The following is a 21,770-nucleotide window of genomic DNA, read 5'->3' on the forward strand; positions in this document are numbered from 1 at the left end:
GGGTGGGGTCGCGCCGCGTGTCACGCGTGGCGCTGGTTCCGCCTGGTGCGAGGTTGCACGCGTGGTGCGAGCCTGATGCCTCGCACCACGTGTGCAACCTCGCACCGATCGGCGACAGACAGCCCCTGCGGTCAGCTCGATGAACGGAAGCGGTCCTGAGCAAGGGCGATCCGGATCGTCTCGAGTGCCGTCAGCCCGAGCGCCGCGTCGGCGGTGGCGGTACCGCCGCGCACCATCGCGATCCCTCCGGCCACGACCGGCTCGGTCGGCAGGACTGCCCGGTGCCCTGCGTGCCGATGGATGACCACGGTCGTGGTGTGCCCGGCCGCGGTTCGCCGAGCTGCGATGCGGCGAACGCTCTGGGCGCTGGGCCAGACCTGGTCGTCCTCACCGGCGATCAGGACGAGCTGCGGTATCCGCTCGACGGGTACCGCCGCTGCCCGAACCCGGTCCGCGGCAGCTTCGTACGAGTGTTCGTAGAGCGATCGGAAGCGCGGTGGTTCTTCCCGCCGCCAGGTGTCCCACGCCAACGGCACGTGCGGCAGTGGCGAGCCGTCGAGGGTCCAGTGCGATCGTTCCACGCCCTCGTCGTCCGGCCAGGGCCACACCACGTCGGTGGGCGCGAACGCGATGACACCCGCGACCGAGGGGCGGAGGGCGCCGAGGACCAGCGCGGCCTCGGCCCCGAGGGACGTCCCGACGAGCCAGACCCGATCGCAGGTCCGCTCGAGATCGTCGATACGGGCGAGGAACAGCTCGAGGGGGACGGACCACGGTCCCGGTTGCTGGCCGGCTCCCCCGAACCACCGGATCGATTCAGCGACGTGCCCGAGTTCCGCGAAGACCCGCGCGCGGTCCTCGTCGATCCGCCCGCTCGACCCCGCGAGCACCAGGACGCCGGTCCCCGATCCGCGGGGAGGGACGAACCGAACACCTTCTGGGTCGCTGAGCCCGATTCGCTGCACGGGACCAGCATGGCCGCTCCGATCAATCGTCGCGAGGAACGCTGTTCGCAGCACGGGACGCCGACACCGCACCGACGACGAGCGCCGCCAGCGTGGTCGCCAGGGACAGCCCGAGCAGCACCACGTAGAGCACCGGGATGAGCTGGGCCGGTACGGACACGATCGCCACGACCGCGGCGGCGATGAGCAACGGCCGCATGACCCGGCGGGCGGCCCGGTGTCCGGCGTGCCAGGCAGCGTCGCTCCGCATGAGCGACGGCAGTCGGATACCCGCTGCGCGGTTCCGTCCCAGGCCCTCTGCAGCGATCGACACGATGCCCCAGATCGCCGCCTCGACGATGAGCAGGAGCACGGCGCAGCCGATCGCGGCCCACCAACCTGGACTGTCCATCACGGCCTCCCCGCACCACGCTAACGCGCGGTGGAGGCGGCGCGCGCGAGGTCAGGAGACCGGCGCGCCTGCCGAATCGATCTCGGCCAGGATCCAGTCGCGCCGCCGCTTCTCGATCATCGACAAGACGGTGACGAACGCTGCAGCGCAGACGATGAGCACGACGAACAGCCAGCGCCACGGACCCAGCGTGGCGAGTGCGGACCCCGCCAGGCCGAGGAGGCCGAGGCCCATACCGATGAGCGCCGGGATCGCCATCCGCGTCGACCGTCGCTGCCACGCGAGCAGCGCCCGCACGAGCGGCATGGTCTCGGGCGTCATCGCGGCCCGCCCACTGAACTGCCGGGTCACGGACTTGCGGTCCGCAGGGGTGAGCGCGCCGAGCGGCCGTTCGGGCGTGTCGACGATGTAGGGCAGCAGCCTGCGGTGCCGTCGAGCGCGGACCCAGGCGGTCACCGCCACGACCGCTCCGGCGACGGCGAGGAGGAACCAGACCAGCATGCTGAGCCGCAAGGCGGCGGGGGCAGTGGCGGCCACCCAGAGGACCGACAGCGCGGCGAGTCCCGCCTGCTGCGACATGACGACCACGGTCGGCCCGTGCTCGACCAGGTGCTCCGCGCGCCGCGTCGCCTCGGCGAGGTCGCTCGGGTTCACCACCCGGGTACCTCGACCCGGACCGAACTGATCCGGCCGGAGCGCGTCGTCGCCGTCACGGCCGGGTCGTAGCTGTCGGCTGTCGCCAGGTAGAGGGTGCGACCGTCCTCGCCACCGAGCGCACAGTCGATCGCGCACTCCCCGGGCGCGTCGACGCGGTCGGTCACCTCGCCGCCCTCGACGACCCGCAGGAACTCCCCCGTGTCGACCGAGCAGACCCAGACGGCACCGTCACGGTCCACGGTGCTGCCGTCCGGGGTCACGCCGCCGGGCAGGGCTGCCCACTCCCGACGCCCGGTCAACGAACCGTCGTCCTCGATGTCGAACGCGGTGAGCCGGCCGCCCCACGTCTCGCTGACCACCAGGGTCCGGGTGCCGGGCAGGACGTTGGCGCTGTTCGGGAACACCAGGCCCTCGGCGGCCAGACGGACGGAGCCGTCGGGGTCGATCACGTAGAGCGGGCCGGGGCGCAGTTCCTCGCCCGCGTACAGGTCGTAGCCGAAGGCACCGATGTAGGTCCGGCCGGTCTGGGCGTCGACGACCAGGTCGTTCACGAGCGACGACTCGATCGTGGACAGGTCGGCGAACACCGAGGTGCTGCCGTCCGGCTCGACGGCGACGACCGTGCGGGACTCCATCGAGCTGATGATGAGACGTCCGTCGGCCAGCCACCCGAGTCCGGACGACTGCCCGTCGACGGTGGCCTCGAGCCGGGGGCCGTCGGTCGAGGACGGGTCGACCGAGAAGACTTCGCCGGTGTGCATGTCCGAGTACCAGAGCCGCCCGTCGTGCCAGCGGTTGCCCTCCGGGAACCGGATGCCGGAGATGACGATGTCGGTCGCAGAATCCAGGGTGATGTGCACGGATACACCCTGCCATCCGGACCCCCGCGCCACCCGATGGTCTGGCACGATCGACCCATGCCCCTCGACGGAACTCCCCTGCACCGGCTCGGCTTCCTGACGATCGGGTCGTTCGACCCCGCCCGACCGTCCGAGGGCCACGAGGACACCCTGCGCGTGATCGAGCGTGCCGAGGCCGTGGGTTTCGACAGCGCGTGGCTGCGCCACCGGCACCTGCAGCACGGCATCTCCTCCCCCGTCGCGGTGCTGGCCGCCGCCTCGCAGCGCACCTCGCGCATCGACCTCGGTACCGCCGTCACCCCGATCGGCGCCGAGAACCCGTTCCGCCTGGCCGAGGACCTCAGCACGGTCGACGTCCTGCTCGGTGGCCGCCTGAACCCCGGGTTCTCCGTCGGGACCCCGATGAACTTCGACCTGTACCGCGACGCGATCTACCCCCACACCCTGGAGCACGAGGACCTCGGCAACGACCGGCTCCTGCGCTTCCGTGACCTGGTGCGCGGTGACCCGGTGACGGACACCGAGACCGTCGAACGTCGGGGCATCGAGGAGTTCGCGAGCACCGTCCAGCCGCACAGCACCAGCCTGGCCGACCGGATCTGGTACGGCACCGGCAGCACGAAGTCGGCCGTGTGGGCGGGCGAGAACGGCTTCCACCTGCTCACCTCGAGCGTCACCCGCAGCGAGGTCGGCACCGACTTCGCCACGAACCAGCGCGCCCAGATCGACGCATACCTCGACGTCCACCCCGACCCCGCTGCCGCCCGCGTCTCGCAGGGCCTGGTCGTCATCCCGACCGACACCGCGACGAGCGAGCAGGAGGCCCGCTACCGCGCCTACGTCGACAGCCGCTCGAGCCGCGTCGGCGTGCCGATGGGTCCAGCAGGGATGCTCTTCGCTGCGGACCTGGTCGGCACGTCGGCCGAGATCGCGGACCGGCTGCGCGCCGACGTCGGCTACCAGGCGGTCACCGAGGTCGCCTTCGCGCTCCCGTTCTCGTTCGAGCCCGACGACTACGCGCAGATCATCACCGACATCGCGGAGCGTCTCGGCCCGGAACTCGGTTGGGCGGCGCAGGGCGCGGCCTGAGAACGGCGCCAGACCGACGGGCGGGAGGCACGGGCCAGCTGGCACCGTGCCTCCCGTCCGCCGTTTACTCGCGCCCAGCGCGCGCAGGGCGCCGGATCAGTCCTGCTGGTCCGCCTCCACCGCGTCGCGCAACCGGTCGAGCACGTCAGGCACCGCCGAGCGCACCCGGCTCCAGCTCGGGATGAACGGCTTGTCGTTCGGCCGCGCCGTGAAGGCGCCGCCGGCGTCGAGGATCGCCTTCGTGAAGAGCTCCACGGCGGCTTCCTCGGCGTGCTGGTCGAACGCGAGCCCGCTCATCTCGGCCTCGTGCCGGTAGACCTCGACGATGTCGAGCGCGTTCCGGTAGTACGTCGCCTTCAGCACCCGGAACGAGTCGGATGTGAGGGGGACGCCCATCGTCGCGAGCTTCCGGAGCAGCGACTGCACGATGTCGTTGCCCATCCGGGCCAGGCCGCCGGTGCCGTCAGCCTCGGCGAGGGGCTGGTGCTTGTGGTCGTAGGCGTCGGCGATCTCCACCTGGCACACCTGCCGGGTCGCGTAGTCGCGGTAGACCTCGGAGAGCATCCCGATCTCGAGTCCCCAGTCGCCGGGGATCTTCAGGCCGTTCAGCACGTGGGCGCGCATCGCGAACTCGCCGGACAGCGGGTACCGGAAGCTGCTGAGGTACTCCAGGTACTCGGACTCCCCGTAGACCTGGCGGAGCGAGCGGAGCAGCGGCCCGACGAGCAGCCGTGCGGCGCGGCCGTTGATCCGGCCGTCGGCGACGCGTGCGTAGTAGCCCTTCGAGAACTCGTAGTCGAACGCGGGGTTCGCGACCGGGTAGAACAGCCGCGCGAGCATGCCCCGCTCGTAGGTGGTGATGTCGCAGTCGTGCAGGGCGATGCAGTCCGCCCGCTCCGATGCCAGGGCGTAGCCGGTGCAGTACCAGACGTTCCGGCCCTTGCCGGGCTCCCCCGGTGCCAGGCCCGCACGCTCCAGTTCGGCGTCGAGTTCGCGCAGCCGCGGCCCGTCGTTCCACAGGATCCGGTGCCGCTGCGGCAGCCGCGAGAAGAACTCGCGGGCGTGCTCGAACTGCGAGCGGTCAGCCCGGTCGAGCCCGATCACGATCTCGCTGAGCCAGTCTGCCTCGGCCAGCTCGTCGACGATCCGCGACAGCGCCGGGCGCTCGAGCTCGGAGTACAGCGCCGGCAGGATCAGGCTCATCGGACGCTTCTCGGCGAAGCCCCGCAGGTCCTCTTCGAGGCTCGCGGTGCTGCGGCGACCGAGGTCGTGGAACGTCGTGATGACGCCGTTCTGGTGGAAGTCGCTCATCGGTGGCTCCTGACGGACGGGGTGGTGAACCGGGTGAGGCCCTCGGTCCAGCCCTGCGGGCCGGGGACGGTCGTGCGGTGGACGCGCTCGGGTCGGTCGTCGGCGAGCGGCCCCGGTGCCGGGCCGTGTCCGCGGACCACGACGGCGAAGTCGACGGCGTCGAGCAACGCGGTGTCGTTCGGGCCGTCGCCGAGTCCGATCGTGCGCGGGATCGTGCCCGTTCGGCGCTCGTGGTCGGCGATCAACGTCCGGACCGCCGCGCCCTTGTCGCGGCCCGTCGGCAGCACGTGCCAGAACCGGCCACCGCGCACCAGGTCGAGGCCGACCGCGGCGAGCGCCGCGCGGAACGCGTCCGCCCGGTCGTCGTCCTCGGCGTGCCAGAGCAGGACCTCGGACGCCTCGCGCTGCTGCGCTCGTCCGGCGGCTTCGAGGTCGAGGCCCGTCCACGCGGCGACGACCGCGTCGGTCACGCCGCCGAAGGTCTCGAAGTGCAGCTCCAGTGACTGGCGGACGCGGACGAGCTCCGCGTGCAGCCGCTCGAGGTCCCCGTCGCGCGGTCCGACCAGCGCCTCGCCCGCCGGTCCGACCACGACCGCGCCGTTCTCCGCCACGAAGGCGTGCCCGTCGAGCCCGGTGCGAGTCTGCAGTGCCGTCATCTCGGCGCGCGTCTTGCTGCTGCAGAACACCACGGGGACGTCGTCCGCCCGCAGCTGTTCGAGCATCGGCAGAGCCGCGTCGAACGAGTAGTCGTGGTGGTCGAGGAACGTCCCGTCGAGGTCCGTGACGATCATCAGGTCGGGTGTTGGCATCGTGCTCCGCTGGCGGCTGGCTGGGCTGCGGGCGACGATGCCCCGGACCACCCTGCCACGCGGACGCGTCGGTTGGGTGAACAAGCCGGCGTCGGTCGCGCGACGCGACCAGCGGACGGACGGGAGGCACGGCGTCAGCTGGCACCGCGCCTCCAGTCCGTCACGGCGCCTCAGTGCCGGCGCAGGATGCCGAGGAACTCGTCGGCCCACTCGAGGTTGCGGGTGAGCTTCGCCCGGCGTTCCTCGGTGTCGACGACGTACGCGTCGAGCTGCGCCTGCAGCCGGTCGCGCTCGATGCCGTCCGCCGTCTCGAGCCCGTCGAGGATGCCGAGGAGCTCCGCCATCTGCTCGAGGGAGTAGCCGAGGGGCTTCATCCGGCGGATCACGAGCAGGCGATGCAGGTCGTCGTCGGAGTACAGCCGGAAGCCGCCCTCGGTCCGTCCGGTGGGGTGGAGCAGTCCGACGTCGTCGTAGTGGCGCACGGTCCGGATGGAGAGCCCGGTCCGGTCTGCGAGTTCACCAATCCGCATCGTCGATGCACCTGCTGCGTCCGTCACTGCTGACCCCTTCCGCCCGGTTGCCCGGTCCGGACCGATCGTACCGATGCTTGCGCAGCAACCCTTCCGTTGCGTTAGAGTCAGACACGACCGACTCTTCCGTTGCGGAAGGTTCTGGTTCCTGGCCGCACTCGGTCAGTGCGCGACGAAGCGCCCCCACGACATTCCCCCGCGGACGCCGAGCGTCCGCCCCCCCCTCACCGAAGGAGAACCGTGACGACCGTCACGCCCGCACCGGCTCCGGTGCACGCCAGTCCCACCGTCCTGTCCGCCCTGCGGAACCCGAAGATCCTGCTCCGCGAGGTCCTCGCCGGCCTCGTCGTGGCCCTCGCGCTGATCCCGGAAGCGATCTCGTTCTCGATCATCGCGGGCGTCGATCCGCGCGTCGGCCTGTTCTCGGCGTTCGTGATGGCCGTGGTGATCTCGTTCGTCGGCGGGCGAGCCGCGATGATCTCCGGTGCGACCGGGGCGATCGCACTCGTCGTCGCGCCGGTCATGCGGGACCACGGGCTCGACTACCTGATCGCCACCGTCATCCTCGGCGGCGTCTTCCAGCTCGTCCTCGGTGGGCTCGGCGCAGCCAAGCTGATGCGCTTCGTGCCGAGGTCGGTGATGGTGGGGTTCGTCAACGCCCTCGCGATCCTGATCTTCACCGCGCAGCTGCCGAACATCATCGGCGTCGACTGGCTCGTCTGGCCGATCGGCGCCGTCGGCATCGCGATCATCGTGCTGCTGCCCCGTGTCACCAAGGCCATCCCGGCACCGCTCGTGGCGATCGTCGTCCTGACGCTCGTCACCGTGCTGGCCTCGATCGCCATCCCGACCGTCGGCGACGAGGGCAAGCTGCCGGACAGCCTGCCGACCCTGTTCCTCCCGAACGTCCCGCTCACGCTCGAGACGCTGACGATCATCGCCCCGTACGCCCTCGCGATGGCGCTGGTGGGCCTGCTCGAGTCGCTGATGACGGCGAAGCTCGTCGACGAGGTCACCGACACCGGCTCCCGCAAGACCCGCGAAGCGCTCGGGCAGGGCGTGGCGAACATCTGCTCCGGGTTCATGGGCGGCATGGGTGGCTGCGCGATGATCGGCCAGACGATGATCAACGTGAAGGCGTCCGGTGCCCGCACCCGGATCTCGACGTTCCTGTCCGGCGTGTTCCTGCTGGTCCTCGTCGTCGGGCTCGGTGACGTCGTCGCGATCATCCCGATGGCCGCACTCGTCGCCGTGATGGTCATGGTGTCCGTCGGCACCTTCGACTGGCACAGCATCAAGCCCTCCACCCTCAAGCGGATGCCGGTCGGCGAGACCGTCGTCATGGTCCTCACCGTCGTGATCGTCGTCGCCACGGACAACCTGGCCATCGGCGTGATCATCGGGGTGATCGCCGCGATGATCGTCTTCGCCCGCCGGGTGTCGCACTTCACCAACGTGTCGCGGAGCATCGAGACGCTCAGCACCGGTGAGCAGCACGCGCTCTACACGGTCGAGGGCGAACTCTTCTTCGCGTCGAGCAACGACCTCACCACCCAGTTCGACTACGTCGACGACCCCGAGCTCGTCGTCATCGACATGACCGGGTCGCACATCTGGGACGCCTCCACCGTCGCCGCGCTCGACGCCATCGAGACGAAGTACCACCAGCACGGCAAGCGGGTCGAGATCGCCGGGCTGAACGACGCCAGCCGAGCCTTCCACGGGCGCCTCGCCGGGAACCTCGGCGCCGGTCACTGACCTCCTGACCTCGGCCCGCCACCTGGCAACGCCCGTCAGCGTCGGCCGTTCGCCGGGACGAGCGCGAAGACGAACCCGACGAGCGCGGACAGGACGCCGATGACGACGACGAACGTCGCCCAGCCGCTCCAGACCGCCGGCGCGAACCAGATCATCAGCAGTCCCACGAGGATCAGCGCGATGCCGACTCCGAAGCCCAGGTTCACCGCACGTTGTTTCTCACGCATCTGCATCGCGGCAGTCTCCCTCGCGCTCCGTGGCACTCGCGTCCCCCGGGAGGCTGACACGGCCTCATCCGCAGGAAGGCCGACGCGCAGCGGATCCCGGAGCAGCGCGGGCCTGGCGGATCGACCGCCGATCCGTCAGGCTCGTGCTCGATGACCGACTCCTCCCCGCAGCTGCGGATCCGACGCGCAACGCCCGACGACGTGCCGGCCCTCACCCGCTGGAGCAGCGACGAGACCGTGGCGTGGGTCGACGCCGAGCGCCTGACCGACGAACTCCGCACGGGCAACTACCGACCGCAATGGTCGTGGATCGCCGAACGCGCAGGGCAGCCCGTCGGCCGAGCGCTCTGGTGGGGGCAGGCAGACAGCGAACGACCCGCCACCCTGGACTGTCTCTCGACGAGTGTTCGAGGCGCCGCCGCGGTCGACGTCGGTGCCGCGTTGGTCCGGGCCGGGCTCGACGCGTTCGGCGCCGGCGCTCCGCTCGAGTACAACGTGGACGTCGCGCCGACCTGGACGGACGACCCGGCAGCAGTCGAAGCGGTCCGGTGGCGACACGAAGCAGCGCACCTCGGCGGCTTCACCCGGACCACCGAGCGCATCAGCTTCGCGCGCACCGCTGCGACCCCGAGACCACCGCGTCCGACGCGGCTCCGGTTCGCCCCGGCTGAGGACACGACCTTCCGGGCGCTGTTCGCGGCCGTCGCGCCCGGTTCCCTCGACGACCACACCAACGACATGGTCGCCCGCGAGGGCGTCGATGCACTGGCCGACGACGATCTCGAGTTCTACCGCTCGCTGCCCGGCGACCGGCACGCGTGGCGCACGGCGCACCTGTCCGACGGCAACGCCGTGGGGTTCATCATCCCCACCAGGACGGCGTACGACGCGAGCATCAGCTACCTCGGGGTCCTGCCGGAACACCGCGGACACGGGTTCGTCCACGACCTGCTGGCCGAGATGACCCACGTCCACCACGACGACGGGCAAGACCGCATCGTCGGGACCACCGACGCCGCCAACACCCCGATGCGAGCGGCCTTCGAACGAGCCGGCTTCGCCGTCACACGCGTGCGGATCGTCCACGCGCAGTGACGAGCGCGGGCGGGCCGTGGACGCCGGGCAGAGCCAGAGCCACGGCGGGAGCGCAGACCCGACGACACGCCCGGCGACGACCGATCTGTGAGGATGTCCCCTCCGTGCACACTGCGGAGTGAAGGGGGTGGACATGAACCGATCAGCCGAGCCGGACAGCGCGCTCGTGGCGGCAGCCGCGCGCGGCGACCGCAGTGCGGTCACCGCGTTGTTCGACCGTCACGCCGAGACCATGACCCGGTACACGTGGGCACTGGTCACGCGGCGCATGGACGTCGAGGAGATCGTGCAGGACGCGTTCCTGACCCTCTGGCAGAAGGCCGACACCGTGGAGGTCCCCGGGGAGTCGCTCCTGCCGTGGCTGCTCGTCGTGTGCCGGAACCACGCCGCGAACCTGCGGCGACAGCAGCGGCGGCACGAGGGTGTCGACCTGCCCGACGAGCTCGCCGCGCCCGAGCCGGACGACGACGCCCGCGAACGGCTGCGGTGGGTCCGCGCCGAGATCGACGCGCTCGCACCACTCGATCGCCAGGTGTGCGAGCTCTGCCTCATCGAGGGCCGCTCCTACGCCGAGGCCGCCGACCTGCTCGGCATGAGCGTCGGCGCCGTCACCCAGCGCGTGTGGCGGTCCCGTGCACGGATCAAGAAGGCGGTGACGAACGATGAACGATGAACGACGAAGCGACCACGGGTCCCCGATGAGCAACGAGCCGCCCGGTGGCGACGACATGCGCCGGATGCTCGCCGGCATGCGGCAGCAGGTCGTCCGGGGCATGCACGACAAGCCACGCCCGGCCTCCGCACGCCGTCGCGTCGGCCTCATCGTGGCGTTGATCGGGGTGCTCGGCATCGGCACCGCGAGCGGTTCGGTGGCGCTCGGACTCGTTCCGACGCCCTTCGCCGCAGCACCGGCACCCGTGCCGTCCTCTGCACCGCCGACACCGGCACCGACCGGGTCACCGTCACCGTCCGCGGCCCGCATCACGCCGACCCCGGCGCCGGCCGACACCACGGCGACGATCCCCGGGGCGTGCACCGATGCTGTGCCGGCCGCCGATGCTCCGCGCTTGTTCGGTTCGCTGGAGATCACCCAGTTCCGCCCCCAGGTACCGGGCGGCAGGACCGACTACTACATCGACCCCGAGATCCCGTTCAAGGAGGACGCGGAGCTGGTCTGTTCCTGGACACCGGGCGGTACCTCCGAGGGCGACGAGGGGCTGTTCCTCGAGATGGGCACGGCAGATCGTGACGTCCTGCAGGCTCGCCTCCGCGTCGTCGCCGACAAGGACTGGACCTGCACCGACACGCTCGGTGGACGTTCGTGCCAGCACACCGAGACGTCGATGTACTACTCGGATCAGGTGGAGACGACGCACACGTTCTTCGTGCGCGGCGACACCTGGATCTCGATCACGCAGTCGAACGTCCCGACCGACGGCCTCCTCGAGGCCCTGGTGCAGCAGACCTGGACGGACTGACCGACGGACTGGAGGGACGGTGCCAGCTGGCACCGTCCCTCCAGTCCGTCGCCACGCACGCTCAGAGCCAGTGCCGCCGCTTGAACACCGCCCAGAGCACGACCGCCAACACGACCATCGCGACGATGGCCGCCGGGTACCCCCACACCCACCGCAGCTCGGGCATGTGCTCGAAGTTCATGCCGTAGATCGACGCGACCAACGTGGGCGCGAACAGGATCGCTGCCCACGACGAGATCTTCTTCACCTCTTCGCCCTGCTCCATCGACGCCCGCGCCAGCCGCCGGCTCTCCTCCCCCTGCGCCAGGCTCGCGCTGGTCATCCTCCGCATCGCGTCGTTCTGCTCCTGCGTCACCAGGGTCGAGTGCAGCGTGAGCGCGTTCTCGAGCAGCGTCCGGAAGGTGTCCACGCGCTCGGTGACACGGATCGCGTGGTCGAGGACGTTCCGCAGCTGGTTCTGCACCTCGATGTCAGTGCCGTACTTCTCGGCGCCGCGCAGCAACGCGTTGAGCATCCCGGGCAGCGGGCCGATGGCGCGCTGGAACCCGATGACCTCACTGAGCAGCTGGTAGATCCGCCGCGAGGACGCCGGGTCGACGTCACCGTCGAACAGGTCGTCCTCGATGTCGTCGATGTCGTCCTGCAGCCCGGCGACGACCGGGGCGTAGCTGTCGATGACCTCGTCGAGGACCGCGCAGAGCACCGCCTCGGACCCGCGCCCCAGGGCGTCCGGATCGGCTTCGAGTCGTTTCCGCACGTCGGCGAGGTTCGGCTGCTCCGCATGCCGGACGGTCACGACGAAGTCGCGCCCGGTGAACAGGTGCACCTCACCGAACTCGACCGTCTCCTCGTCCTCGTCGTACCAGGCGGGTCGCAGCACCACGAACAGGGTGTCGCCGTACCGCTCGAGCTTCGCCCGCTGGTGCCCCTTGTGCGCGTCCTCGACGGCGAGCGGGTGCAGCCCGAACTCGTCGGCGACGGAGGCCAGTTCGTTGGCGGTCGGTCGGAACAGCCCGATCCAGGCCATCGCACCGCTTCCGGCAGCGTCGAGCGCCTCGTAGGTCAAGCTGAGGTCCTGCGGCGACTCCGTTCGGGTTCCGTTGACGTAGATGCCGTTGTCGATGAGGGCCACCGGTGTCCTCCTGGTTCCGTGGTGCATGCGGGCAACCTGCCGAGCATGCCGGACCGCCGACGGCGCGGGCGCTTCCCTGACGGACCCCTCACGCTGCGCGCCGGATTCCTGTCGGAGTCCTGACACGCCCTGGGCGCAACCCCAGGACGGACTGGAGGCACGGTGCCAGCTGGCACCGTGCCTCCAGTCCGTCAGCCGTCGCGTTCAGGACCGCCGGCAGTCCGATCCGCTCGGTGCGTTCAGGGCACGTCCTCGCCGAAGGCGAGCAGCGTCCACGGCTCCAGGTCGTGCATCCCGACGCTGGTCTCCCACTCGGTACGATCCGGCCGGAACTCCCGCTTGACGTAGTCGACGAGATCATCGCCGTAGATGACCACGTCCGTCTGGTGCACCGAGAAGACGGGCGCCCCGCTGCCGAGCGGCGCGGCAGGCAGGTAGCGGTGCGAGTACAACGGCACCAGCTGCGGCCACTGCCGCAGGTGCCGCGCAGCCACCTCGAGACGCTGCGACTCGTCGCCGGGTCGCTCGCCCCACGACCCGGGCCAGAAGGCGTCGTGACGGACGTCGAACAGGGCGCCGTCGACCGGCCACCGGATCGCTCGCCGCAGTCGCTCGTCGTTCCGCGCGCGCCAGTCGAACCAGCCGTCCCCGCTCGGCAACGCGAGGGAGAGCAGGGCGCGGTGGTCCGCTCCGAACCGGACGCCGTACCGACGCTCGGCCCGGGCCAGTTCCCGTTCCGTCAAGCCGGGTTCGAGAGCAACACCGAACGTCCGGAGGAGTTCGACGGTCATGGCTGCGGACACCCTCGCAGCCTAGGCCGACGGACGCGAGCCCCACGAGCACGTGGCAGACGAGACGGCGTGGATCTGACGGAACATCGGGACGACCGCGAAGATGGCGAGGTGAATCGCACCGATCGGCTCTACGGCCTCGTGGAGGAGTTGCGCGCCGTCGCCCCGCAGCCGCGGAGCGCGCGTCGTCTCGCGGAGCGGTTCGAGGTGTCGGTCCGGACCATCGAACGGGACATCTCCGCGCTGCAGCAGTCGGGTCTGCCCATCTGGGCGGAGCCCGGCCGGACCGGCGGGTACGTCATCGACGCGTCCGCGACGCTCGGCCCGGCGGGTTTCACGCCGGACGAGGCCCTCGCGGTGCTGATCGGGCTCGGCTCGCTGGGGCGTAGTCCGTTCCGGCAGGCGGCGCAGACCGCGGCCAGGAAGACGCTCGCGGTGATGCCCGCCGGGGACGCCGCACGAGCCAGCGCACTGGCATCCCGGGTGCACTTCCTGGAGGACGACGAGGACACGGCCGTCCCGGCCGAGTTCGCGGCGGCCCTGCGCGCGGATCGGGTCGTGCGACTCCGGTACCGGGACGCCGGCGGAGCGGAGTCCGTCCGCGACGTCGAACCACTGGGGTCGATCGGGAAGGACGGTCAGTGGTACCTGATCGCCTGGTGCCGGACCCGCGACGGGGTGCGGGCATTCCGCGGCGACCGGATGCTGTCGGTCGAGGTCACCGACGAGCGGCCGGCGCAGCGCGTCCTGCGATCCGAGGACCTCGCGATCCAGTACGGACGACTCCGGCCGGTCCTCGACGACTAGCGCGGTCGGTCCCCGGAAACGCGGTCGGTTTCCGGAAACACCGACAGGACGGTGTCGCGGCGGCCGGTGAAGCTGGTCGCTCCGAGTCAGCAGCACCACCGTGAGGAACCCCATGTCGTTCGCATCCGTCCGCATCATCACCGACGACCTCGAGGGCATGGTCGCCTTCTACGAGCGGGTCACCGGCCAGCCGGCCGAGCGCCCCGCACCGGTCTTCGCGCAGTTCAGCGGCCCGGGTGCGACCCTCGCGATCGCCAGCACCGCCACGGTCGCCATGCTCAGCGGCGCGCTGACGCCGGCCACGAGCCGTTCCGTGCTCATCGAGTTCGAGGTCGCCGACGTCGACGGCGACTTCGCCGGACTGCAGCTCGGCAGCGACGACGTCGTCCTGGAGCCGACCACGATGCCGTGGGGCAACCGTTCCGCACTGGTCCGCGACCCGGACGGCAACGTCGTCAACCTGTTCAGCAGGCCCGCCGCCGCCAACTAGGCGGAGCGGCTCAGGCGGCGGCGGCGTTCGCGGACGAGCGGCACTCCTCCGGTGGTCGCCCAGCGACGGACTCCGCCGCGATGTCGCGGAGCCGCGCGAGGCGGTCGTGGGTGGCACCGAGGGCCTCGATCTGGCGTCGGATGCGATCGCTCTCCTCGTCGAAGTGGTCGAGCATCGTCCGCGTGGCGACCCCGGTGTCGAGGAAGGGCAGGAGTTCGACGATCCGACGACTCGGCATGCCCGCCGCGTAGAGCATCTGCATGAAGCGCACCCGCGCGACATCGGGCTCGCGGTACTCCCGGTGTCCGCCCGTGGTCCGCTCCGACTCGAGGAGCCCCTGCTCCTCGTAGTACCGCAGTGACCGGACGCTGACGCTGGCACGTTCTGCGAGTTCACCGATCCGCATCGTTCTGTCCCTCGGGCTTGATTCTCACGTTGACGTCAGGTTCTACCGTAGCGGGCATGAACCTCTCTGGAGCCACTGCCCTCGTCACCGGCACGAACCGCGGTATCGGACGCCACCTCGCCGCACAGCTGATCGCACGCGGGGCAAAGGTCTACGCCACCGCCCGACGCCCCGAACTGATCGACCTCGAGGGCGTCGAGCGCCTCGCCCTCGACATCACCTCCCCCGCGTCCGTCGCAGCGGCCGCCGCGGTCGCGACCGACGTCGATCTCCTGATCAACAACGCCGGGATCGCGACCACGGCGACCCTGCTGGGCGATCTGGACGCAGCGCACGCCGACATGGACACGAACGTCTGGGGCACCCTGTCCGTGATCCGCGCGTTCGCACCCGTCCTGGCGGCGAACGGCGGTGGGAGCATCGTGAACATCGCCTCGGGTGCCTCGTGGCTCGCCATGCCCGGAGCCTCCGCCTACGCGGTGTCGAAGGCCGCCCTGTGGAACATGGGCAACGCGTTGCGGCACGAGCTGGCCGGCCAAGGGACCGCGGTGATGTCCGTGCACCTCGGAGTGGCCGACACCGAGATGACCGCGGGGATCTCGATGGCCAAGACCGACCCGGCGGACGTCGCGCGCGCGACCCTGGACGGGGTCGAACGTGACGACTACGAGGTCGTGGTGGACGAGCAGGCCGCGTTGATCAAGCAGATGCTCGCCGGGGACCCCAAGGAGCTGTACGCGGTGGTGGCGCAGATGCTCGCGTCGTAGGAGTCGGCTTCACGCAGCCCTCGGCACGGCCGCCAACGTGCGGCCGTGCCGAGCCGCCTGCTCCTCGGCGCGGACCCGCAGTTCGTCGGCCAGCTCCGTGAACTGGTCGAGGGCGGGGTTCACCCCGACGAGCGTGAACTCGCGCGTGACCACGTCGAGGTCGAGCTGCCAGACGTCCTCGAGGATGCGGCGCATCCAGGCCGTGGCGTGGTCCCAGCCCTCCCTGGGCGTGCCGGCGGAGTAGTTGCCGCCCTGCACCGTGACGAGGACGGCCGGCTTGCCCGCGGTCGCGGGCACGGCGCCGGGTGCCATGCGCGGGTCGGTCAGCACGAGGTCGATGTAAGACTTGAAGTGCTGCGAGACGCCGAAGTTGTAGAGCGGCACGGCGAACAGCAGCGCGTCGGCACCGGCCAGCTCGTCGGTCAGCTCGGCGGCCAGGGCGACGGCGGCGACCTGGGCCGCCGTGCGCTCAGACTCGGGCGTCGCGGAGCCGGCGACGGCGTTCGCCCAACTGTCGGCGGGCACGGGGTCGGTGCCGACGTGACGGCGGGTCACCTCGGCGCCCGCGTGCACGGCACTCCACTCGGTCTCGACGATGTCGCCGAGTGCTCGGCTGGTGGAGCCCTCGGTGCGGATGCTGGCGTCCAGGCGGAACAGTGTCATGACACTCCTTCGATCGTTCCCGAGTCGACGACCCGGGCTTCGGTTACGATGAGTAACCCTGCCCGCCGGGTTCCCGTTACCGCAAACGATCCCCTGTTACCCGGCAGTAACCACGGGAGACCCCATGACGGACCAGACCGCGCTGGAGACATTGCAGGCCCGGCTCCACCAGTCGATGCCCACGATGGCCGAGCTGTGCACGAGCGAGGACCCAGAACTCTTCCGGTCGCTGCTGTCCCGGATGGGCGACAAGTGGACGTTGTTGGTGATCGGGGTGCTCGGTGACGAGCGGCGGCGGTTCACAGAGCTCTCCGAGGTCATCCCCGGCATCTCACGCCGGATGCTGACCGTGACGCTGCGCGCACTCGAGCGCGACGGGCTCGTCTCGCGGACTGTCCACGCCGAGGTGCCGCCGCGCGTCGAGTACGAGCTCACCGACCTCGGACGGTCGCTGCAGTACGTGGCCCTCGCCCTCGCCGACTGGGTGCGGGAACACCAGCAGGTGATCGCCGGCAACCGGCAGGTCTTCGACGGTGACGGTGACGCCCGAGACCGATGACGACGGCGACGCGCGCGCGACCGCCGACCGACTACTGAGACGGTTTGGTCACTCGCGGCCGCCGCGGGTCAGGACCGCGGCGGTCCGGCACCTGTTTTCGAAGCCGACGGCAGCCTGATCATGCCGCTTGTCGGGTAGCCGATCGGCTAGCGTGCGTCGTGACACCGGCCGTACAGATCGCGCCAGTTCGGGCTGCGACCCACTCGGTACCGTGATCGGATGGTCTCCTTGCGTCTGCCCGTCATCTCATGCAGCCTCGACCCCGCTAGCTCCAGCCGCCGCCTCGCCGAGCAATCGGCAGCCCTCCTCACCGCGACTGGCCACCAGTCCGACGTCGTTGATCTCGCAACGGTCGCGTTGCCGGCTTTCGACAATGACCGGGTGTTCGACAGTGATGCGTTCAACGCGCTCCACCAGCTCATTCGTGAGGCTGACGGGGTGGTGCTGGCATTCCCGATCTACGACTGGGCTCCGTCGTCCGCCGTCAAATCGCTGATCGAGGCCACAGGCGCGACGGGCGACGGTCGTCGCGCGGCTTGGTTCGACAAGGTCGTTACCTTCGTGTGCGCTGCCGGCCTGCCGCACAGTTACATGGCGACCGGCGCCCTCGCGCAGTCGCTGATGTTGGACTTCAAGTGCGTGGTGAACCCCTACACGGCGTACTTCTCGGAGCGGGACTGGGAGGCAGACGCGCTCAGTGAGGAGCGGGCAGCCCGCCTGAGCAAGACCATGACGGTGCACGCTGAGCTCGTGAGTCTGCTCCGCGACAGAACCTACCGGTCGGACTGGGAGGTGTGAGCCAGACTGTCGCGTGTCCGATAGCCGATCGCCAACTGAGACGGCACGTTGATCTCTCATCTTGAGCGCTGCTAGCGTTCGTTCGACTGGTCCGATGATGGCGAAGGGTGGCAACGATGCCGTTCTGTGCCCCTCGTCGACTGTTCTCCACCAAGCCTGCGCCCGAGTTCGTCGGACCGCGGCCGATCCCTCCCGGAGTCATGGCAACGCAGAACTGAGCTGACCACGAAGGTCGGCCCCTCCCCGCCGCGAGCGTTCTGCTCGCGTGCTTCTGCTTGCCCGCGCCGTCGTGCGACGACGGCGCGACGACTTCACGGGACCACGTCCATGCTCTTCACCCCGGCCCGGTTTCGGGCCTCACTCGCGAGCTTGCGCGAACACCGTTTCGTCACCTTCGCAGTCTTGACCGACACCGTCGGCGCCGGCCTCACGCTGCCACTGACGATCGTCTACTTCACCATCACCACCGACGTGACGCTTGCAGTGCTCGGCGCCGTCTCGACCCTCGCGACGCTGGCTGCTCTCCCGATCGGACTGGTCGGTGGCGTCCTCACCGATCGATTCGGCGCGAAGGCGTCGATGATCCTCAACAACCTCCTCTCGGCAGCGGGCTTCACGCTCTACCTGTTCGCCCATGACCCGATGATGATCTTCGCGGCGATCTTCCTCGCCAACGGCTCCGAGCGGCTCTACTGGACCTCATGGACCGCGTACGTCCACGACCTCGCTGAAGGCCGCCCGTTCGAGCGGTGGTTCGCGTTCCTCGAAGCGACGAAGGCCGCAGCGCTCGGCGCTGGCGCGATCATCGCCGCGGTCACCCTCGCGAACGGCCACCAAGACGGGTTGCGGTGGCTGATCCTCGCCAACGTCGTCACCAGCGTTCTGGCGGCCGGCGTGTTCGCGACGCAACCCACCGGGCATCGATCCACGCCGCCGTCCGCCCTCGCAGATGCGGAAGGGGCGGACACGACCGGGTCACTTCGTTCCTTCATCGCCGACCGGTCGATGCGACTCATCACGCTCGGACAGTTCCTCATCGGTCCCGCAATGGTGTTGCCGAACGTCGCGTTCAGCGTTCTGTTTGTCGAGCAGTGGGGCATGTCCCCAGCGGTCGCGCCCGTCCAGTTCGCTGTCGCTACGGGCCTGTGCGCGTTGCTCCAGACCTCCGTGACCCGCTGGGTTGCTGGTCAGCAGCGTGGAACGCTCATCGCGCTCGGTGCAGTCTTGACTGCCGCGACCGCAGCACCGCTCGTCGTTCTTCCTCCGCTGCACGGGCTGGCGGCGTGGTCCTTCGTCATCGTGGTCGCGATCCTGCTGGCAGCTGCGGACATGATCTACCTCCCGGCCGCCAACGCGGTCATGGCCGAAGCTCCACACCCTCGAATCCGCGGCCGAGCGATCGGGGTGTTCCAGACCGCGAGCTCGATCGGCATGGCACTGTTCCCGCTCACTCTCGGACTCTTGGACTCGCGCACGCCCTGGCTGCTCTGGCTCATCGCCACGGGTGTGTTCCTCGCCGCCGCCTGGGCTTGGCACAGAGCGGTCCGGGGTTTGCCGGGACGCGTACAAGTCGCCGAGCCGACCGACATCGACGCTTGAACAGTGTCTTGGGCGAATTGTCTTGCTCGCAGCGTCGCGGTCTGCCAGCGTTGGCGCATGGGCGAGGACGCGACCACGCTGCGCCGAGTACCCGGGTTCCGCTCGTACTGGTCCGCCGCGACCGTCTCATCGTTCGGATCAGCAGTCAGCGCGGTCGCCGTACCGGTTCTCGTGGTGACCGTGCTGCACGCCAGCCCGTTCGAGGTGGGGCTGGTGAACGCTGCCCAGTTCCTCCCGTACGCGTTGTTCGGGCTGATCGTCGGCGCGTACGTCGATCGATTCCGGCGCAAGCCACTCCTGATCTGGGCGAGTGTCGGTCGTGGCGTGTGCCTGGGCGCGATCCCGGTGCTCTGGTTCACCGGGCTCTTGAACCTCTGGGTGACGGCGGCGGCGTTGTTCGTGTTCGGCATCCTGTCCGTCATCGGATTCGCCGCGACGCAGTCCCTCCTCCCTCGAATCGTCCCTCGCCCGCTCCTCCTGGCGGCGAATGCGCGGGTCGACCAGAGTGATGCGGCAGCGCAGACGGTGGGCCCGGCTCTCGGAGGTGTCCTGGTCAGCATCGTGACCGCGCCGGTCGCGATCGCCCTCGACGCGGTGAGCTACTTCATCGACGCCGTCCTCATCGCGCGCGTCCGCGTCATCGAGCAGACGCCAGCGCGCACGGCGGGTGCGCGGTTGCGGAGCGACATCGCCGACGGTCTGCGGTGGACGTACGGTCATGCGACGCTCGCACCGCTGGCGCTGTCGACACATCTCTGGTTCCTCGCCAACGCCGCCGGACTGACGGTGTTCGCGACACTCGCGCTCCGCACCTTCGCGCTCCCAGCGGCCGTGTACGGGGGCATCCTCGCCGTCAGCGGTGTCGCGATGCTCCTCGGCGCCACCGCTGCGCCGCGCCTCGGTACCCGCTTCGGTGCCGGCCGGACGATCATCGCCGCTCGAGCCGCGTACCCGGTCGCCTGGGCCGCCGTCACGCTCACGACGGTCGGCACCGGCACCGCAGGAACACCGGCGACTGTCGCGGTGTTGTTCGTCGCCTTCGCCGTGCACGGCGCTGCAGCGGGCTGCGAGAACGCGAACGAGATGAGTCTCCGCCAGACCGTCACACCCGACGCGCTGCTCGGTCGGATGAACGGCACGATGCGCAGCGCGAACAGGACCGTCGCGGCTGCAGGAGCAGTGGGCGGCGGCGCGCTCATGACCGTCGCTGGAGATGGCGTCGCGCTGCTCGCGGTGACGCTCGTGTTCGCCGGCGCCGTCGTCGTGGCGATGTGCTCACCACTCAGGACGATCGCCGTTCGGTAACGGGGAGCTCGAGCACCACGCCGCGTTCATCCGCCGCATGGTCGGTGCCGCGTCGGACGCTGCGGATCGGCTCCGCGGGTGAGACCCCGCGGACACTCGGCTGAACGGTCAGGCTGGTGCAGCCTGGCGGCTCACGGACCGCTTCGACACTCACTCGCTCCCCGGAACGCGCTCGGCGCTCAAGCGGGGGAAGAGCTGCTCGGCGGCTGTTCGGTGCACCTCGCCCAGTCGTTCTGCGCCGGGGCCGTCGTAGGTGTCCAGGTCGTGGTCGAAGCGGGCGCTCCAATCGGGGTGCGCGTAGGGGAAGTCGCTGCCGTAGAGGACATGGCCGGGTTCCGCGAACGCCAGCAGTGACGGCAGCGAGGCGGGAGACGCGGACAGTGCGGTGTCGAAGTAGAACTTCCGGAGGCCCGCCTGGATGCTCTCCGGCGTGGTGTCGGGGTTGAACATCGCGGCGGCGCTGAATCGACTGGCTGCGTAGGGCAGGAACCCGCCGGCGTGGGAGAGGATGACGCGGAGGTTCGGGTACCGGTCGAACACGCCGTGCGCGACGAGGTCCACGGCGGTGCGGGTGGTGTCGAACGGGAAGTCCAGCAATGCAGTCGGCATCCCTGGCAGCTGGGTGATCGGTGGTGCGGTGGGGTGCACGAAGACCACGGCCGAGCGCGCGGCGAGTTCTGCCCAGAGCGGCTCGTACGCGGGGTCGCCGAGGTACCGTCCGTGCGCGTTCGACAGCAGGAGCACCCCGTCGGCGTGGAGTTCGTCGAGTGCTCGCACGGCCTCGGCGACGGCACCATCGAAGTCCGGCAACGGCAGCACCGCGAAGTGCCCGAACCGGTCCGGCGCCTCACGGACCAGCTCGGCCTGGTAGTCGTTCAGTTCGCGGGCGAGTTCCCGCGCCGCGGCGTCGTCACCGAAGTGCACGCCGGGTGCGCTGATCGAGAGCATTCCGGTCTCGATTCCCGCCTCGTCCATCATCTCGATCGCCGCTCGGGGGCTCCACTCCGGCATCAGCCAGCCACCGATGGCCCGAGGCCCTCGTCGCGGTGCGGTCCCGCCGCTTCCACCCCACGGGTCCCACTGCGCGGACCCTCCGGTCGCAGCCGGCGCATCCCCCGGGGCGCCGGCCCCCATCGCTTTCGATCCTGCCGCTGCCAGCGCCTCGAAGTAGCGGGGCGGGAGCAGGTGCTGGTGGACATCGATCTTTCCTGGCATGGTGCGGTCCTCCGATCGTCCTCAGCAATGAGGGCTGGTTGTCGTGTGCAGGAGTGGGTGCCTCGAGG

Annotated in this window: 25 protein-coding genes; 12 read left to right on the forward strand and 13 right to left on the reverse strand. The window is 70.1% G+C overall.

All coding sequences use genetic code 11. The annotated features are described in order from the left end of the window. Nucleotides 1-131 precede the first annotated feature (131 nt). The 4 genes from QRN30_RS07415 to QRN30_RS07430 are packed head-to-tail and all read right to left on the reverse strand — an operon-like array spanning nt 132 to nt 2,873. A complete protein-coding gene (locus tag QRN30_RS07415; RefSeq protein WP_197068609.1) occupies nt 132-965 on the reverse strand; it encodes an acyl-CoA thioester hydrolase/BAAT C-terminal domain-containing protein in 834 nt (277 codons plus the stop codon). 22 nt (nt 966-987) lie between these two features. After that, nucleotides 988-1,356, reverse strand: a complete 369-nt coding sequence (locus tag QRN30_RS07420) for an SdpI family protein (RefSeq protein ID WP_082046784.1) — start codon at nt 1,354-1,356, stop codon at nt 988-990. Between the two features lie 51 nt (nt 1,357-1,407). Further along, nucleotides 1,408-2,010, reverse strand: coding sequence for a hypothetical protein (locus tag QRN30_RS07425; protein WP_284760767.1), 603 nt, complete (start codon nt 2,008-2,010; stop codon nt 1,408-1,410). Next, nucleotides 2,007-2,873, reverse strand: coding sequence for an SMP-30/gluconolactonase/LRE family protein (locus QRN30_RS07430; RefSeq protein ID WP_201300458.1), 867 nt, complete (start codon nt 2,871-2,873; stop codon nt 2,007-2,009). The genes QRN30_RS07425 and QRN30_RS07430 overlap by 4 nt, the downstream gene beginning before the upstream one ends. A 57-nt stretch (nt 2,874-2,930) precedes the next feature. Here QRN30_RS07430 and QRN30_RS07435 point away from each other — a divergent pair, with 57 nt between their 5' ends. After that, the gene (locus QRN30_RS07435; protein ID WP_284760769.1) at nt 2,931-3,962 is read left to right on the forward strand and encodes an LLM class flavin-dependent oxidoreductase; all 1,032 of its coding nucleotides are present in this window, start codon (nt 2,931-2,933) and stop codon (nt 3,960-3,962) included. A 96-nt stretch (nt 3,963-4,058) separates the two neighbouring features. On the opposite strand, the gene QRN30_RS07440 is transcribed toward QRN30_RS07435, so the two are convergent. The 3 genes from QRN30_RS07440 to QRN30_RS07450 form a co-directional block, all read right to left on the reverse strand. Further along, nucleotides 4,059-5,273 carry a glycosyltransferase family protein gene (locus QRN30_RS07440; protein WP_027464806.1) on the reverse strand — a complete coding sequence of 405 codons (1,215 nt, stop codon included), beginning with the start codon at nt 5,271-5,273 and terminating at the stop codon, nt 4,059-4,061. After that, the gene (locus QRN30_RS07445; RefSeq protein ID WP_284760771.1) at nt 5,270-6,082 is read right to left on the reverse strand and encodes an HAD-IIB family hydrolase; all 813 of its coding nucleotides are present in this window, start codon (nt 6,080-6,082) and stop codon (nt 5,270-5,272) included. The genes QRN30_RS07440 and QRN30_RS07445 overlap by 4 nt, the downstream gene beginning before the upstream one ends. A 170-nt stretch (nt 6,083-6,252) precedes the next feature. Next, complete coding sequence (locus QRN30_RS07450) at nt 6,253-6,639, reverse strand: MerR family transcriptional regulator (RefSeq protein ID WP_284760774.1); 387 nt, start codon at nt 6,637-6,639, stop codon at nt 6,253-6,255. A gap of 213 nt (nt 6,640-6,852) precedes the next feature. On the opposite strand from QRN30_RS07450, the gene QRN30_RS07455 reads away from it, so the two are divergent. Then, nucleotides 6,853-8,370 carry a SulP family inorganic anion transporter gene (locus QRN30_RS07455; RefSeq protein WP_284760776.1) on the forward strand — a complete coding sequence of 506 codons (1,518 nt, stop codon included), beginning with the start codon at nt 6,853-6,855 and terminating at the stop codon, nt 8,368-8,370. A 35-nt stretch (nt 8,371-8,405) separates the two neighbouring features. On the opposite strand, the gene QRN30_RS07460 is transcribed toward QRN30_RS07455, so the two are convergent. Continuing rightward, nucleotides 8,406-8,603 carry a hypothetical protein gene (locus QRN30_RS07460; protein ID WP_017887151.1) on the reverse strand — a complete coding sequence of 66 codons (198 nt, stop codon included), beginning with the start codon at nt 8,601-8,603 and terminating at the stop codon, nt 8,406-8,408. 144 nt (nt 8,604-8,747) lie between these two features. Here QRN30_RS07460 and QRN30_RS07465 point away from each other — a divergent pair, with 144 nt between their 5' ends. The 3 genes from QRN30_RS07465 to QRN30_RS07475 all read left to right on the forward strand — a co-directional run bounded on the left by QRN30_RS07465 (nt 8,748) and on the right by QRN30_RS07475 (nt 11,170). Then, nucleotides 8,748-9,692 (forward strand): GNAT family N-acetyltransferase, encoded by a 945-nt coding sequence (locus tag QRN30_RS07465; protein WP_017887150.1) that lies wholly within the window; start codon nt 8,748-8,750, stop codon nt 9,690-9,692. A gap of 133 nt (nt 9,693-9,825) precedes the next feature. After that, the gene (locus QRN30_RS07470; RefSeq protein WP_083389453.1) at nt 9,826-10,365 is read left to right on the forward strand and encodes an RNA polymerase sigma factor; all 540 of its coding nucleotides are present in this window, start codon (nt 9,826-9,828) and stop codon (nt 10,363-10,365) included. 25 nt (nt 10,366-10,390) lie between these two features. After that, nucleotides 10,391-11,170: a hypothetical protein gene (locus QRN30_RS07475; protein ID WP_071252399.1), complete on the forward strand. Its 780-nt coding sequence runs from the start codon at nt 10,391-10,393 to the stop codon at nt 11,168-11,170. Between the two features lie 61 nt (nt 11,171-11,231). On the opposite strand, the gene QRN30_RS07480 is transcribed toward QRN30_RS07475, so the two are convergent. Together QRN30_RS07480 and QRN30_RS07485 are read right to left on the reverse strand one after the other, a co-directional pair. Beyond that, nucleotides 11,232-12,302 carry a magnesium and cobalt transport protein CorA gene (locus QRN30_RS07480; RefSeq protein WP_284760780.1) on the reverse strand — a complete coding sequence of 357 codons (1,071 nt, stop codon included), beginning with the start codon at nt 12,300-12,302 and terminating at the stop codon, nt 11,232-11,234. 239 nt (nt 12,303-12,541) lie between these two features. Next, nucleotides 12,542-13,093, reverse strand: a complete 552-nt coding sequence (locus QRN30_RS07485) for a hypothetical protein (RefSeq protein WP_159557817.1) — start codon at nt 13,091-13,093, stop codon at nt 12,542-12,544. A 111-nt stretch (nt 13,094-13,204) separates the two neighbouring features. On the opposite strand from QRN30_RS07485, the gene QRN30_RS07490 reads away from it, so the two are divergent. Together QRN30_RS07490 and QRN30_RS07495 are read left to right on the forward strand one after the other, a co-directional pair. Continuing rightward, nucleotides 13,205-13,900, forward strand: coding sequence for a helix-turn-helix transcriptional regulator (locus tag QRN30_RS07490; RefSeq protein WP_159557815.1), 696 nt, complete (start codon nt 13,205-13,207; stop codon nt 13,898-13,900). 112 nt (nt 13,901-14,012) lie between these two features. Continuing rightward, nucleotides 14,013-14,390: a VOC family protein gene (locus QRN30_RS07495; protein WP_284760781.1), complete on the forward strand. Its 378-nt coding sequence runs from the start codon at nt 14,013-14,015 to the stop codon at nt 14,388-14,390. A 10-nt stretch (nt 14,391-14,400) separates the two neighbouring features. Here the strand turns inward: QRN30_RS07495 and QRN30_RS07500 are convergent, their stop codons facing one another. Next, nucleotides 14,401-14,796 (reverse strand): MerR family transcriptional regulator, encoded by a 396-nt coding sequence (locus QRN30_RS07500; RefSeq protein WP_194590138.1) that lies wholly within the window; start codon nt 14,794-14,796, stop codon nt 14,401-14,403. 56 nt (nt 14,797-14,852) lie between these two features. Between QRN30_RS07500 and QRN30_RS07505 the strand changes: the two genes are divergently transcribed. After that, nucleotides 14,853-15,563 (forward strand): SDR family oxidoreductase, encoded by a 711-nt coding sequence (locus QRN30_RS07505; RefSeq protein WP_262160122.1) that lies wholly within the window; start codon nt 14,853-14,855, stop codon nt 15,561-15,563. Nucleotides 15,564-15,572: 9 nt separating this feature from the next. On the opposite strand, the gene QRN30_RS07510 is transcribed toward QRN30_RS07505, so the two are convergent. Next, complete coding sequence (locus QRN30_RS07510; RefSeq protein ID WP_262160124.1) at nt 15,573-16,226, reverse strand: FMN-dependent NADH-azoreductase; 654 nt, start codon at nt 16,224-16,226, stop codon at nt 15,573-15,575. A gap of 124 nt (nt 16,227-16,350) precedes the next feature. On the opposite strand from QRN30_RS07510, the gene QRN30_RS07515 reads away from it, so the two are divergent. The 4 genes from QRN30_RS07515 to QRN30_RS07530 all read left to right on the forward strand — a co-directional run bounded on the left by QRN30_RS07515 (nt 16,351) and on the right by QRN30_RS07530 (nt 20,487). Further along, a complete protein-coding gene (locus QRN30_RS07515; RefSeq protein ID WP_308113199.1) occupies nt 16,351-16,785 on the forward strand; it encodes a winged helix-turn-helix transcriptional regulator in 435 nt (144 codons plus the stop codon). Nucleotides 16,786-17,004: 219 nt separating this feature from the next. Then, a complete protein-coding gene (locus QRN30_RS07520) occupies nt 17,005-17,583 on the forward strand; it encodes an NADPH-dependent FMN reductase (RefSeq protein ID WP_228501061.1) in 579 nt (192 codons plus the stop codon). 402 nt (nt 17,584-17,985) lie between these two features. Further along, nucleotides 17,986-19,182: an MFS transporter gene (locus QRN30_RS07525; protein ID WP_194590141.1), complete on the forward strand. Its 1,197-nt coding sequence runs from the start codon at nt 17,986-17,988 to the stop codon at nt 19,180-19,182. A 57-nt stretch (nt 19,183-19,239) separates the two neighbouring features. Further along, a complete protein-coding gene (locus QRN30_RS07530) occupies nt 19,240-20,487 on the forward strand; it encodes an MFS transporter (RefSeq protein ID WP_284760782.1) in 1,248 nt (415 codons plus the stop codon). Nucleotides 20,488-20,637: 150 nt separating this feature from the next. On the opposite strand, the gene QRN30_RS07535 is transcribed toward QRN30_RS07530, so the two are convergent. Next, entirely contained in the window at nt 20,638-21,702 is a 1,065-nt protein-coding gene (locus tag QRN30_RS07535; protein WP_081612183.1) for an amidohydrolase family protein, read from the reverse strand. Between the last annotated feature and the right edge of the window lie 68 nt (nt 21,703-21,770).

It is taken from the genome of Curtobacterium sp. MEB011, assembly GCF_030209655.1.
Classification (GTDB): domain Bacteria; phylum Actinomycetota; class Actinomycetes; order Actinomycetales; family Microbacteriaceae; genus Curtobacterium; species Curtobacterium poinsettiae.

Bases quoted from the DNA above. Each gene is read 5' to 3' on its own strand.
- QRN30_RS07420 (WP_082046784.1), bottom strand. From the start codon at position 1,356: ATGGACAGTCCAGGTTGGTGGGCCGCGATCGGCTGCGCCGTGCTCCTG.
- QRN30_RS07435 (WP_284760769.1), top strand. From the start codon at position 2,931: ATGCCCCTCGACGGAACTCCCCTGCACCGGCTCGGCTTCCTGACGATC.
- QRN30_RS07440 (WP_027464806.1), bottom strand. From the start codon at position 5,273: ATGAGCGACTTCCACCAGAACGGCGTCATCACGACGTTCCACGACCTC.
- QRN30_RS07445 (WP_284760771.1), bottom strand. From the start codon at position 6,082: ATGCCAACACCCGACCTGATGATCGTCACGGACCTCGACGGGACGTTC.
- QRN30_RS07460 (WP_017887151.1), bottom strand. From the start codon at position 8,603: ATGCAGATGCGTGAGAAACAACGTGCGGTGAACCTGGGCTTCGGAGTC.
- QRN30_RS07465 (WP_017887150.1), top strand. From the start codon at position 8,748: ATGACCGACTCCTCCCCGCAGCTGCGGATCCGACGCGCAACGCCCGAC.
- QRN30_RS07470 (WP_083389453.1), top strand. From the start codon at position 9,826: ATGAACCGATCAGCCGAGCCGGACAGCGCGCTCGTGGCGGCAGCCGCG.
- QRN30_RS07475 (WP_071252399.1), top strand. From the start codon at position 10,391: ATGAGCAACGAGCCGCCCGGTGGCGACGACATGCGCCGGATGCTCGCC.
- QRN30_RS07485 (WP_159557817.1), bottom strand. From the start codon at position 13,093: ATGACCGTCGAACTCCTCCGGACGTTCGGTGTTGCTCTCGAACCCGGC.
- QRN30_RS07495 (WP_284760781.1), top strand. From the start codon at position 14,013: ATGTCGTTCGCATCCGTCCGCATCATCACCGACGACCTCGAGGGCATG.
- QRN30_RS07500 (WP_194590138.1), bottom strand. From the start codon at position 14,796: ATGCGGATCGGTGAACTCGCAGAACGTGCCAGCGTCAGCGTCCGGTCA.
- QRN30_RS07505 (WP_262160122.1), top strand. From the start codon at position 14,853: ATGAACCTCTCTGGAGCCACTGCCCTCGTCACCGGCACGAACCGCGGT.
- QRN30_RS07510 (WP_262160124.1), bottom strand. From the start codon at position 16,226: ATGACACTGTTCCGCCTGGACGCCAGCATCCGCACCGAGGGCTCCACC.
- QRN30_RS07515 (WP_308113199.1), top strand. From the start codon at position 16,351: ATGACGGACCAGACCGCGCTGGAGACATTGCAGGCCCGGCTCCACCAG.
- QRN30_RS07520 (WP_228501061.1), top strand. From the start codon at position 17,005: ATGGTCTCCTTGCGTCTGCCCGTCATCTCATGCAGCCTCGACCCCGCT.
- QRN30_RS07530 (WP_284760782.1), top strand. From the start codon at position 19,240: ATGGGCGAGGACGCGACCACGCTGCGCCGAGTACCCGGGTTCCGCTCG.
- QRN30_RS07535 (WP_081612183.1), bottom strand. From the start codon at position 21,702: ATGCCAGGAAAGATCGATGTCCACCAGCACCTGCTCCCGCCCCGCTAC.